Raw genomic sequence first — 13,200 nt, forward strand, 5'->3', positions numbered from 1 at the left:
TTTACATATAACATCTAACATATGTATATTTAAATCTACCTAGTATATATGTATAATTAATACTATAAAAACAAATTTATCAAATATATAATCTAATATTAAAGAATTTATATTAAATTACGTGTTTATGTAAACAAATACAATTTTTTTTTAAGGAGACATCACTATGGGAATAAGTTTTAATCAAAATAAAAAAATGTTTCATATATCATCAAACAAAACAAGTTATATCATAAAAATTTTAGATACTAATCATTTAATTAGCCTTTATTGGGGTAAAAAACTAAATTCTGATAATGTTGAATACGTTTTTAGAACTAGAGATTTTGGAAGTTTTTTAACTAATACAGACAATATCAATGGATTTATGATAGAATCTACAAGCTTAGAATATCCAAGCTTTGGTGCAACTGACCTTAGATCGCCAGCTATTGAATTTCAATTCAAAGATGGTACAAGTGCAACTGACCTAAGATACAAATGCCATAATATATATAAAGGAAAAAACAAGCTTGATAACCTACCTGCCACGTATATTGAAAATGATACAGAAGCTGAAACCCTTGAAATAACACTTATCGATTCTTTAAAAAATGTGGAAGTTATTCTATCTTATAGTGTTTTTGAAGAATTTAATGCAATAACAAGAAGCGTTAAAGTTAAAAATTTAAGCAAAGAACCTGTTAATATTGAAAGAATTTTAAGTGCAAATTTTGATTTTAAAGATGCTAAATTTGATTTCATTCAACTATCAGGAGCTTGGGCAAGAGAAAGAGATTTTGTACGCACACCTTTAAGACGAGGCAGTCAAAGTATCGAAAGTAGACGTGGTGCTAGTAGTCACGCTCAAAATCCTTTTATAGCATTAGCAAGACCAGACACTAACGAACATACTGGAGATATTTTTGGTTTTAGCCTTGTTTATAGTGGAAACTTCTTAGCTAATATCGAAGTTGATATGTATGAAAATTCAAGAGTTCAAATAGGTATTAATCCTTTTGATTTTAAATGGCTTTTAGAAAGTGGAGAAGAATTTCAAGCACCTGAAGTTGTAATGGCTTATTCTCACGAAGGAATTACAGGAATGTCCCACATCTACCACAATCTTTACGGCAAAAGACTTTGCAGAGGAAAATATAGAGATAAAACAAGACCTATTCTTATAAACAACTGGGAAGCTACTTATTTTGATTTTGATGATAAAAAAATTGAAGCAATAGCAAAAGAGGCTTCATCATTGGGAATTGAATTGTTTGTTTTAGACGACGGTTGGTTTGGAAAAAGAAATGATGATAAAAGTTCCTTAGGCGACTGGTTTGTTAATAAAGAAAAATTAAACGGTGGGCTTAATAACTTAGCTAATAAAATAAATAATATGGGAATGAAATTTGGTTTATGGTTTGAACCTGAAATGGTCTCCCCTATAAGTAAATTATATGAAAAACATCCTAACTGGTGCATTCATATAGATGGTAGAACAAAATCTACTGCTAGAAATCAACTTATTTTAGACCTTGGAAGAAATGATGTTAAGGAATATATAATAGAAACAGTTAGTAATGTTTTAAAAAGCGCCAATATAGAATATGTAAAATGGGATATGAATAGAAACATGAGTGAAGTAGCTTCATCAGTTTTAGACCCTGCAAGACAAAGGGAAACTTCTCACAGATATATTTTAGGTCTTTATGAAATTCTAGAGGAAATAACTAATAGATTCCCTAACATTTTATTTGAAAGTTGCTCAGGCGGTGGTGGAAGATTTGATGCTGGAATGCTTTATTATATGCCACAAGTTTGGACAAGCGATGATACTGATGCTATAGAAAGACTTAAAATTCAACATGGAACATCTATTGTCTATCCAAATGTTACAATGGGTTGCCATGTTTCTGCTGTTCCAAATCATCAAGCTCACAGAATAACCCCTTTAAAAACAAGAGGAGCTGTAGCTATGTCAGGAAATTTTGGATACGAATTAGATATAACTAAATTATCTAATGAGGAAAAAGAAATCATGAAAGAACAAATAAATTTCTATAAAGAAGTTAGAGATACTATTCAATTTGGTAAACTTTATAGACTTTCTAACCCTTTTGAAGATAATGACGTAGCTTGGATGTATGTATCTGATGATAAAAAAGAGATTATTGTAACTTTAGTTAGACAATACGCTACGGTAAATAGAGGCTTCACTAATTTAAAATTAAAAGGATTAGACGAAAATTCTTCCTATGAAGTTGTCGGAGAAAATTTAACATTAGGAGGAGATATATTGATGAATTTAGGACTTAATATTCCTATGTTTGAGGGAGATTTTGCTTCAAAAGTATGGAGATTAATTAAAAAAGACTAATTCACATATATGTTAATATAAATAATACGTCTATCAAAAGTAAAAAATTTAAAGATTGTTAATAAAATTTTATGATATTAGATAAAGAAGATTTTTTATGATGCAAAATCAACTCTTTATCTGATATCATTTTTATTTTCAAACGTTAGAATTGTATTAAATAATAAAAACAATAACTTATAATATAAATTTTGTTCACAAAATATTAATCAAATGTTAATTAAATATTAATACTTTTATTACATATTATGGTATTTAATTATTGTAATGCGCTACCAATAGTGCTAAACTTATTATATACTTATTGATAATGATTTTCATTTATTTAAACAGAAGAACTTATATAGGGGGAAAAAGAATGTTTTTAGACGAATTAAAATGTGGTGACTCTGCTGAAATAGTAGAATTACACGGTGATGAAAAATTATGCAAAAGATTAACTGCATTAGGTTTCATCAAGGGATCTACCTTAAAATTAAAAAGAAAAGTATTATTCGGTGAAACTTTAATAATAAATATAAGAGGCTTTGATATAGCTTTAAGAAAAAGTGATATTAAAGGAATAGTATTAAAATAAATATTAAATCAATGATAATTTTAAATAAAACTAAAAAGAAAATTACCTAGGGAGGATTTATTAATGAAAACAATCGCTTTGATTGGTAATCCTAATGTAGGTAAAACCACTTTATTTAATGCTCTTACCGGTTCTAAACAAAAGGTTGGTAACTGGGCAGGTGTTACTGTTGACAAGAAAGAGGCTTTTTTGGAAAATACAAAAATAGTGGACTTACCTGGGATTTATGCTATGGATACATTCTCTAACGAAGAAAAAGTATCTAAACATTTTTTACAAAATGAACAAGTTGACCTTATTTTAAATATAGTTGATGCTTCTAACATTGAAAGAAACCTATATTTAACAATGCAACTTAAACAATTTAACAAACCAATAGTTCTTTTAGTAAACATGATAGATGTTGCTGAAAAGAAAAATATATTTTTAAATTTCAATGCTCTTGAAAAACAATTTAAAGTAAAAGTTATACCAATATCAGCTTCTAAACGCAAAGGTTTGGACGTTGTACAAGACTTTATCAAAAATACAAATGATTTTTCTAAATATCTAGACAACTCGGTTTATGAATTTAAAAATGAGAATGAAGTATATAAATTCATAGATACTAACCTTAAGTCTAGCTATAAAAAGAATGGTAATAACCTTTCTTTAACAGATAAAATTGATAATATAGCTTTAAACCCATGGCTATCTTATCCAATATTTTTTGCTATAATAGTTCTAATATTCTTGTTTACCTTTGCTTGGGTTGGACAACCATTGGCAGACAAGTTAACAGATTTTCTAACGGGTTCTATTCCTGACTATCTAACTAGCACCATACTTGCTAATGCATCTCCATGGTTTAGTTCATTAGTAGTAGATGGAATAATTGGTGGTGTTGGTTCTATTATAGGATTCTTACCACTTATAGTATCTTTATATTTCTGTATCTTCTTATTAGAAGAAAGTGGATACATGGCAAGAGTTGCCTTTTTAATGGACGGAATAATGAAAAAAATGGGGCTTTCAGGTAAAGCATTTATTACAATGATGCTTGGATTTGGTTGTTCAGTTCCTGCTATAGGTTCTGCAAGAACATTAGAAAGTGAAAAAGATAGAAAACTTGCTGGTCTTTTAGCACCTTTAATGTCTTGTAACGCTAAGTTACCTATTTACGCATTATTTGTATCTGTATTCTTTAGAGGTCACGAAGCCTTAGCTATATCATCAATATATATACTTGGTGTAGTTATTGCATTTATAGTTGGAACTTTATTCTCTAAAACAGTATTTAAAAAAGATACTGAACCTTTTGTGGTTGAACTTCCAGAATACAAAATTCCAACAGTTACATCTATGGTAAAACAAATTTGGAGCAAAACTAAAGGATTTTTAGTAAAAGCCGGAACTATAATTTTTGCTATGAGTGTTCTAATATGGTTCTTACAAAGCTTTAATGCTCATGGATTTACCACTAATATAGATACTAGCTTTTTAAAATCTATTGGAGATATATTCATTCCATTCTTTGCACCATTAGGTTTTGGAAACTGGCAAGCTTCTGTATCATTACTAACAGGATTAATGGCAAAAGAAACAGTTCTATCAACAATGCAAGTAATTTATCCTGGAGAACTTCATTTAGTACTTCCAGCATACTTTACTACTATATCAGCTTATGCCTTCTTAATATTTGTTTTATTATATACACCTTGTATAAGCGCATTAGGTATGTTAAAGAAAGAATTTGGAGGCAAATTCACTATTATGGCAGCATGCTTCCAAATAGGTCTAGCTTGGATTGTTTCATTATTATTTTATAATGTTGCTATGCTTACAACAAATGGAGGGGTTAAAATGGAATATATAATAACAGCTATAATAATTTTATTTGTTGCTTTTATAATATTTAAAAATTTAAGAAAATCAGCTAAAGGGGAATGTCATTGCTCTGGTTGTACTTCACAATGCGGAAAAAGACAATCTCCATCAAAAGTAAAAACCTTAAAATAATATATAAAAAAGAAGTTATAATATTTTATAACTTCTTTTTTTATGCATCTTTTTATCAAATTTTTAAACAAAAACATAAAAAAATTAAATAAAAGTATTGGGAGTCATACTAAAATAACATTGGTGACTCCCTTTAAAATTATTTACTATATATGTACTAAACTTTATACATATTGATGTTTATTTTGAGAATTATTCACAATAAATCTCCATTGGATATTTTTATATTCTTCCGTTGCATAGTTTATTCCAACTCTTGGTGTCGCATCATAATTTGGAATATATCCATCATCCTCAATCCATAATAATTCCGACGACACTAAATCTTCACCATTTAATGTTTTGTCTATTTTTAGAGCTTTTGTGAGTCTACCTGGTCCTATTAAACCTTCTACTCCTCTTATTAAAACTGCTTCAGGAAACCCTTCAACTCCTGTTACTATATTTAACATATAATGTATTCCATAACACAAATATATATATGCTACTCCACCATTTCTATACATTATCTTAGTTCTCTCAGTCTTTCCTTTATGGGCATGACATGCAGTATCTTGCTCGCCATAATAAGCCTCTGTTTCTGTTATACGTATTTTTTTTATTTCGCCATCAACTCTTCTGCAAAGCAGTTTTCCTAAAAGTTTTGGAGCCAAATTTACAGCTGAATCATTATAAAAATCTTCATTTAACTTTTTGGGTTTACTCATATCTTTTATCACCATCCACAAAATTACTTTAAACCACGCTACTTATATATTATAACATTTTCTTAACTTGATGATAAAAGTTTATTTTTTCTAATTACAATTTATTTATTTATTAAAAAATATTAACTTTTAATACCACTTTATTAAAATTTATCTATTTTTAAAAAATTCTCATTTTCATTTATATTTTAAGATAATCTTATATTATTTATCATAACTGAACCACTATCCTTTTGATTAAATATTAAAGTTACCTTAGATATATTCTTTAAATTAACCTCACTAAATACCTCTAAAGGAATTCTAATATCACTTAAAACTGTATAACTTGACCAAGAATACACTATCTTATCTTCAAATTTACCATATACATTATCACCCTCTACATAATTTAAACTTTGACTTTCATCTCCCAAAACAATTTGAGATTTATTACCAAATTTATCTTCTAATCTAATTATAAAAGATTGACTTTGATTTTTTAAATTTAAATTATCTGATGGATCTATTGCTAAATTTAAAATTAAACTATCATACTTTTTAAAATTAATATTATTTATAGGAATTTCAAATACCCCTAATCTATCTTCCCACTTTATATTTATTAATTTCTTGCAATCAAAGCCTTCAATATTTTGAAGAGGAAGATTAAATCCATCTATCTCATTTTCTCTACTTTGTAAAGCTTGCTTTAAAACATTAACTTCTACTTTTTCATAAACCATATCATGAATATTTTCATAATCTAAAATTACTTGCTGTTTTTTTCTCCAAAATTGAATTTTCACCTCTAAACCATACATATATGCAGGCTCAAAACTACTATAATCATTAAAAGATACAATATTATTCTTATAAAAAACACTATCTAAAAAATCTTTTGAAAAATTTTTTAAAAAGGTTTCCTGATCTATCCTGCTTATCTGATTTTTTATCTTATCCTTACTATTTAAATAATTAGAATCATTTTTTATAAGCATAGAATTAAACCAATTATGATTAGAATTTTTAAGAAAAACTAGATTAACATCACTTGTCCTATTTTTATTTAAAGTTATAGAATCAAACAATGAAAAACCATCTAAAGTATCAACATCACCATCAAGTTCTGGAACTATTATTGATATTGGTATATCTGGATATTCTCTATCTAATTCATCTGGAAGAGTTGGTGCTACACTTATTACTCCCTTTACATTATCATTTTCTAAAGCTATATCAATCGCAGTTTCTCCCCCTCTTGAATGTCCTATAAGAAATATATTATCTAAATCAAGCATTCTTGTTAAATCAACACTAAACCCTTCTAATATTCCGTTATTAGCATCCTCAAAAGCTTTAATAAAACTAGGAAACATATTTCTAACCTTTTTATTATCATCTTCATTTCCAAAATTTGAATTATAAGCTCCCTGTATATCTAAAGTAAAGGTAGCATATCCACAACTCGCTAAATAATCCACTAAATACTTAAAACCCTTATCAAATCTAGTATCATTACTGGTATTATTGTATCTTCCATGAATTATTAAAACTACTGGATATCTCCCCTCTTTACTAGGTATAGATGCAAGCCCCCTAACATTATAGTAAACAGTATTTCCCAACTCTGTAATAAAACTTTTTTCCCCTAAATCAAAATCAGCTTCTATTATATCCATAGTAGCCGATTCTTTAATTTCTACACTATTTATTTCTTTTTCGGTAGTATAAACTGTGCTAGTTTCTGCAACTTTCTTTTCCTCTTCAGCACATCCAAATAAGTTAATAGAAAAAATTGCTATTACAAAATAATAAAAAAATTTCCCCATCACTAAAACACTCTCTTTCACCTTTAAAACACTAAATAATATTAATGCTTTTTTAATATTATTTTTTTACACATTCCATACTCATACCATTCACACTCCTTACAAATATCTGCTAATATATCACTTGTTATTTTTCTTTGCACAAGATTTATAACATCTTTATACACATAAAATTCTTCCTTTAAGTTAAAGTACTTTAATACTTTTTCATCCATAGTTTTAACCTTAACTTCGCTACTACAAGCTTGTCCTTTGTTATGTGGACAAGCTACGCACAAATCATCCAATCCACATTCTATCTTAATCTTAAAACCTTGTTTATTTTTTAAAATTTCTATATTTTTATCCATATTTTTTATAAATTCTGCACTATACCCTCTACCCTCATACGATTGAGTGCATAACAAATGATGCGGTCTTAATATCATATTTTAATCTCCCTCTTACTAATAATTATGATTATCTAATAACATATTTATTTCATCCACAGTCAAATTCCTATACTCACCACTCTTTAAAGATTGGTCTAATTTTAAATCACCAATTGCTACCCTTTTAAGATAAACTACATAACAGCCTACTGCTTTAAGCATTCTCTTTACTTGATGTTTTTTCCCCTCCGAAATTGTAAGATATCCAGAAACTATTTTGGGATTATAATTTTTACAATCTACATCAATTAAACTTTTAATATAAATTTCTTCTTTAAAATCTAAATATCTTCCCTCTTTATATATCTCTATTTTAGCTGGTTTAGTTAATATTTCATTTTGTTGTAAAAAAACTCCTTCTTCTAAAGATTTTTTATCACTTTCATTTAAAGAACCTAAAGCCCAAAAAAAATAAGTTTTATTAATATGCTTACTTGGATGCATTAAAAGATGCTCAAACTCCCCATCATTAGTAAATAAAAGCAATCCTTCCGTATCCTTATCAAGCCTTCCTACATGAAAAATCCCACTTGCCTCATCATTAAAATAATCAAAAACAGTTTTATTTTTCTTGTCCCTAGTTGCAGTTATACATCCACTTGGTTTATTAAACATGTAATAAACTTTTTCTTTATATTTAACCTCCGTATTATCATAAAGTATTATATCAATGCCTTCTTTAATTTCTAACGCTGGCTGTATCGAAACTTCTCCATTTACCATAACTAATCCCTGTTTTATATATTCTCTAACATTTTTTCTTCTTCCAATGCCAGCCTCAGCTAAATATTTATCTAACCTCATATCCATCTCCTCACTACAATTCATATATATTTTAAAAATTATTAATTTTATTATACAAAAATCTGTTAAAATTAATATAAAAAAATCCATTCACAATAATTTAGAATGGATTTTTTATCTAAAATTTAAATAACTCCTACCACATCATCTACTGGTAATGATAAACAAATTCCTCTAGCCTCTGTTTTTAATCCAACTTTTTCATTTATCATTTTCATTATTTCATATCTATTTTTATTTTCTGCTAAAATTAATACAAATTCCTTTTCAGGTTCTATAGTTATTCCAAGAAATTTTGATACTTCGTTTGTATCTAAACTACGACAATGAATTACTGTCCCTCCCGTAGCACCTGCTTTTTTAGCAAACTCCATTGTTTGCTCTGAAAAACCATAATTAACTATTGCCACTATTACACCAAATTCTTTAGTTGTAGACATATTATCACTATCCTTTTTATTTTCTTTATTCCAACAATCATTAGTTGGCAGAAACACCTCTTTTGATATTATTGCACCTGCGCTTGATATAGGAACACTAAACGCAATACCATTTCCGTGATTAATTAAATTAATACTATTATTTAAACTTTCTAATATTAATTTACTCTTACAACTTGGTATTATGCTTAAAATTATATCTTTCTCGTTCTTATTTAATCCTAGATAATCTAAAATTTCTGAGCTTGCTGTTCCCTTTCCTAAACAAATAAGGTTAATTACCACATTATGCTTTCTATAAATACCAACTACTTTTTCACCCATACCACGCTCTACAATACTAACTAATAATTTAATCTTTCTTATATCACCCACAGATTATTTCTCCTCATCATAATTAATAATTTCATACTCCTCTTTAGACACATTTCTATTAGCAATTTTCTTAGATTTCTTTATTTTGATATTATAAATTAGACCTAAGATTTGTATGGATATTAAAGGAGTCATAGCTACCATTGCTATTATGCCAAACGCATCTGTTAATATATTTCCCCCTATGGCATCACAAGCTCCCATAGCAATTGGTAATAAAAATGTCGCAGTCATAGGCCCAGATGCTACTCCCCCTGAATCAAAAGCTATTGCAGTAAACATCTCGGGAACAAAAAATGATAATATTATAGCAATACTATATCCTGGTACTATTAAGTACCATATAGAAATTCCAGTTAATACTCTAAACATAGCTAATCCTAAAGAAATGGCTACCCCAATTGACAAACTTCTTTGCATCATTTTTCTTGAAATAGCACCTTCTGAAATATCTTCAACTTGTTTATTTAATAAATATACTGCAGGTTCTGCCATAACAATAAAATATCCAATAATCATTCCCAAAGGTACCAATATCCAATTATATGATAACAATGCAATATTTTTTCCTACATATATACCAACAGGCATAAACCCTACATTAACCCCAGTAATAAAAAGAACTAATCCTAAATAAGTGTATAATATACCTATAGTAATTTTGATTAGACCTTTCTTACTAATTTTAAAAGCAAAAATTTGAAATATTAAAAACAATAATAAAATAGGTAATAAAGCACCAGCAACTTCTAAAGAGTAACTAGGCAAACTACCCTTTAACAAATTATATATATCAAATAAATTATCCACATTTTGAATTGTATTTATAGAATAAGCTTCTTGAGAAAAATCATAAAAATTACCTGTAAATAAAACTGCAATAATTGGCCCTATTGAACAAAGAGCTACTAAACCAAAACTATTTTCCTCAACAGATTTATCACCACATACAGAAGCTATTCCTATTCCTAAAGCTATAATAAAAGGCACAGTAATTGGCCCAGTTGTTACCCCTCCTGAATCAAAAGCCACAGGTAAAAAATCTTTTTCTATAAAAAACATCAAAATAAATATAGCAATATAAAAAAAAGTTAATATATAATTTAATTTAACTTTAAAAAGTATTCTTAATACTGCTATAACAAGAAATATTCCTACACCCAAAGCTACTGCTAATATTATTGTCATATTAGGTATATTAGGTACCTGTTGCGCTAATACTTGCAAGTCAGGCTCTGCTAGTGTAATTATTACTCCAATAAAAAAACACGAAACAATAACTAATATTAAATTTTTAGATTTAGTTAAATATGCACCTATCTTTTCTCCCATAAGCATCATAGACATATCAGCGCCTAAAGTAAATAAGCCCATTCCTAATATAAGCATAAAAGTTCCCGTCAAAAATAACTTAATAGTACCTGAAGACATTGGTATTATAGTAAAATTCAATAATAAAACTATTAATGTTATTGGAAGTACAGAAAAAATAGCTTCTCTAACCTTACATAATAATTCTCTATTCAACAAATCACCCCCTATTTTTATCTTTACTCTATAATTACTATATAAAATATCTTTTTATTACATTTATAATTAATACCCTTAAAATTCAATTTATATACGCTATAAAAATAACAATAGCTCTATTTTAATCACTTAAAACTCACTATATATAGAAAAAATTCATAAAAAAGACGTTGATTTTCTCAACGTCTTTTTTATGAATTTTATGTGAAATTAATTACAACTAAAAATATAAACCATTTTTTAACTACAAACTAATATTTAAACTAACTTTCTACCCATCAAAACCCCCATAACAGAAGCCATCATAAGTCCTCTAGTCCATCCACTAGAATCACCCAAACAATATAAACCATCTATGTTTGTTATAAAATCTTTTGTCATCTTTACTCTATTACTATAAAATTTAAGTTCCGGTGAATAAAGCAATGTTTCATCTCCTGCAAACCCAGGAACTACATGGTCTACAGCTTGAATAAAGTTTATTATATTAATCATAGCCCTATATGGCATAGCTGCTGTAATGTCACCAGCTATTGCATCTGGTAATGACGGTTTTACATTTGACCTTGTAAGCTCTTTTTGCCATGTTCTCTTTCCACTTAAAATATCTCCATATCTTTGCACTAAAATATGTCCATTTCCAAGCATATTTGTAAGCTCCCCAACTTTTTTAGCATATTCAATCGGTTGATTAAAAGGTTCTGTAAAATTGTGAGAACATAAAATTGCAAGATTAGTATTATTTGATTTTAACTCTTTATATGAGTGTCCATTTACAACTGCTAAATCATTATCATAATTTTCTTGACTAACAAATCCACCTGGATTTTGACAAAAAGTTCTTACTTTATTTTTAAAAGGTTGTGGATATCCAATTAATTTTGATTCATATAAAACATTATTTACATCTTCCATTATCTCATTTCTAACCTCTACACGAACCCCTATATCAACAGTTCCAGGTTCATGCAATATATTATGCTCCTCGCATAGTTTTTCAAGCCAATCAGCACCTTTTCTTCCAGTCGCAACAACTATATGTTTTCCGACTAAAGTTTTTAAATCATCATGTTTTGCAGCGCTTTCAATAATTGCACCTATACATTTTCCACTTTCTATAACAACATCTTTACAAGCATATCCAAAATATATATCTACACCATTTTGAATAAGATATTTCTCTATACTATAATAAATTTCCTGAGCTTTTTCAGTCCCTAAATGACGAATAGGACAATCTACTAACTTTAATCCAGCCTGTATTGCTCTTTTCCTAATATCTTTTACCTTTTCCTCCTGACCAATACCCTCAACTTTAGAATCTGCACCAAATTCTAAGTATATAGAATCAGTATACTCTATAATTTCTTGAGCAAAATCCTCACCAATTAACTCTGGTAAATCTCCACCAACTTCATAACTTAAAGATAATTTACCATCTGAAAAAGCCCCAGCTCCTGAAAAACCAGTAGTTATATGACAATATGGTTTACAATTCATACAGACTTTTGTTTTAGTTTTAGGACAACTTCTTTTTTCAACAGGTCTTCCTTTCTCAACAATAGCAATCTTTTTTTTACTTCCATTTCTTATCATCTCTAAAGCTGTAAATATTCCAGCTGGTCCTGCACCTATAATAACAACATCATAATTATTCATACCTATCCCTCCAAATCTTTAACCAATTTATTTATTAATTCTTATAAATTTATAAATAAAAAACTACCATAAATATTAGATTTATAGACCATATAACTTAATGGTTACTTATAAATCAACTATTTACGGTAGTGGGTAGAAACGCTCAACCTAAATTATGAGCTTATATAAGCGATATAACTTTTATTTTATTTAATCATCATCTAAATTTAATTGAAAATAGACAATAATACGAACAATATATAAATTATTCTTAATTATGCAAATTCATATTAATAGCTATTATTAATCATTTACAATATTAATATTATATTATTTTTTAATTTTTTGCAACTATTTTATTAATTAAAATGACGAACAATATTTATTAAATTTTATTTTTAATTAATATTTTTATCTATATTTTTTTATTTTATACCTTTTTTCTCTTCATGAAATTATAAAAGAACTAGAAGTATATAACTTTCTAGTTCTCTTAATTATCGTTACTTTAATTTTTCACATACTTTATT

At 27.8% G+C, this 13,200-nt stretch carries 10 protein-coding genes and 1 riboswitch; of the genes, 3 read left to right on the forward strand and 7 right to left on the reverse strand.

What is annotated here, in order from left to right; all coding sequences use genetic code 11:
- The first annotated feature begins 166 nt into the window (after nucleotides 1–166).
- The 3 genes from DR020_RS03170 (at nucleotide 167) to feoB (ending at nucleotide 4,931) form a co-directional block, all read left to right on the forward strand.
- Nucleotides 167–2,356 (forward strand): alpha-galactosidase, encoded by a 2,190-nt coding sequence (locus DR020_RS03170; RefSeq protein ID WP_112365239.1) that lies wholly within the window; start codon nucleotides 167–169, stop codon nucleotides 2,354–2,356.
- 358 nt (nucleotides 2,357–2,714) lie between these two features.
- Nucleotides 2,715–2,933 carry a FeoA family protein gene (locus DR020_RS03175; protein ID WP_112365240.1) on the forward strand — a complete coding sequence of 73 codons (219 nt, stop codon included), beginning with the start codon at nucleotides 2,715–2,717 and terminating at the stop codon, nucleotides 2,931–2,933.
- 63 nt (nucleotides 2,934–2,996) lie between these two features.
- Nucleotides 2,997–4,931, forward strand: coding sequence for a ferrous iron transport protein B (feoB, locus tag DR020_RS03180; RefSeq protein WP_070101202.1), 1,935 nt, complete (start codon nucleotides 2,997–2,999; stop codon nucleotides 4,929–4,931).
- A 164-nt stretch (nucleotides 4,932–5,095) separates the two neighbouring features.
- Here feoB and DR020_RS03185 read toward each other — a convergent pair whose 3' ends face one another.
- The 7 genes from DR020_RS03185 to DR020_RS03215 all read right to left on the reverse strand — a co-directional run bounded on the left by DR020_RS03185 (nucleotide 5,096) and on the right by DR020_RS03215 (nucleotide 12,688).
- On the reverse strand, nucleotides 5,096–5,638 hold the full coding sequence (locus DR020_RS03185; protein WP_055259828.1) for a DNA-3-methyladenine glycosylase: 543 nt from the start codon (nucleotides 5,636–5,638) through the stop codon (nucleotides 5,096–5,098).
- A gap of 188 nt (nucleotides 5,639–5,826) precedes the next feature.
- Entirely contained in the window at nucleotides 5,827–7,449 is a 1,623-nt protein-coding gene (locus tag DR020_RS03190; protein WP_112365241.1) for an alpha/beta hydrolase, read from the reverse strand.
- Nucleotides 7,450–7,490: 41 nt separating this feature from the next.
- Nucleotides 7,491–7,877, reverse strand: coding sequence for a DUF1284 domain-containing protein (locus DR020_RS03195; RefSeq protein ID WP_112365242.1), 387 nt, complete (start codon nucleotides 7,875–7,877; stop codon nucleotides 7,491–7,493).
- Between the two features lie 18 nt (nucleotides 7,878–7,895).
- Nucleotides 7,896–8,684, reverse strand: coding sequence for a pseudouridine synthase (locus tag DR020_RS03200; RefSeq protein WP_112365243.1), 789 nt, complete (start codon nucleotides 8,682–8,684; stop codon nucleotides 7,896–7,898).
- A gap of 125 nt (nucleotides 8,685–8,809) precedes the next feature.
- Nucleotides 8,810–9,499, reverse strand: a complete 690-nt coding sequence (locus DR020_RS03205) for a hypothetical protein (RefSeq protein ID WP_055259836.1) — start codon at nucleotides 9,497–9,499, stop codon at nucleotides 8,810–8,812.
- A gap of 3 nt (nucleotides 9,500–9,502) precedes the next feature.
- Nucleotides 9,503–11,026 (reverse strand): DUF1538 domain-containing protein, encoded by a 1,524-nt coding sequence (locus tag DR020_RS03210; protein WP_112365244.1) that lies wholly within the window; start codon nucleotides 11,024–11,026, stop codon nucleotides 9,503–9,505.
- Nucleotides 11,027–11,287: 261 nt separating this feature from the next.
- Nucleotides 11,288–12,688: an NAD(P)/FAD-dependent oxidoreductase gene (locus DR020_RS03215; protein ID WP_055259840.1), complete on the reverse strand. Its 1,401-nt coding sequence runs from the start codon at nucleotides 12,686–12,688 to the stop codon at nucleotides 11,288–11,290.
- A gap of 91 nt (nucleotides 12,689–12,779) precedes the next feature.
- Nucleotides 12,780–12,879: riboswitch (purine riboswitch) on the reverse strand.
- Nucleotides 12,880–13,200 lie beyond the last annotated feature (321 nt).

The organism is Sarcina ventriculi, assembly GCF_900456775.1.
GTDB lineage: Bacteria > Bacillota > Clostridia > Clostridiales > Clostridiaceae > Sarcina > Sarcina ventriculi.

What these genes read in the sequence shown, in the direction of transcription:
- DR020_RS03170 (WP_112365239.1), top strand. Translation starts at nt 167, where the DNA reads ATGGGAATAAGTTTTAATCAAAATAAAAAAATGTTTCATATATCATCA.
- DR020_RS03175 (WP_112365240.1), top strand. Translation starts at nt 2,715, where the DNA reads ATGTTTTTAGACGAATTAAAATGTGGTGACTCTGCTGAAATAGTAGAA.
- feoB (WP_070101202.1), top strand. Translation starts at nt 2,997, where the DNA reads ATGAAAACAATCGCTTTGATTGGTAATCCTAATGTAGGTAAAACCACT.
- DR020_RS03185 (WP_055259828.1), bottom strand. Translation starts at nt 5,638, where the DNA reads ATGAGTAAACCCAAAAAGTTAAATGAAGATTTTTATAATGATTCAGCT.
- DR020_RS03190 (WP_112365241.1), bottom strand. Translation starts at nt 7,449, where the DNA reads ATGGGGAAATTTTTTTATTATTTTGTAATAGCAATTTTTTCTATTAAC.
- DR020_RS03195 (WP_112365242.1), bottom strand. Translation starts at nt 7,877, where the DNA reads ATGATATTAAGACCGCATCATTTGTTATGCACTCAATCGTATGAGGGT.
- DR020_RS03200 (WP_112365243.1), bottom strand. Translation starts at nt 8,684, where the DNA reads ATGAGGTTAGATAAATATTTAGCTGAGGCTGGCATTGGAAGAAGAAAA.
- DR020_RS03215 (WP_055259840.1), bottom strand. Translation starts at nt 12,688, where the DNA reads ATGAATAATTATGATGTTGTTATTATAGGTGCAGGACCAGCTGGAATA.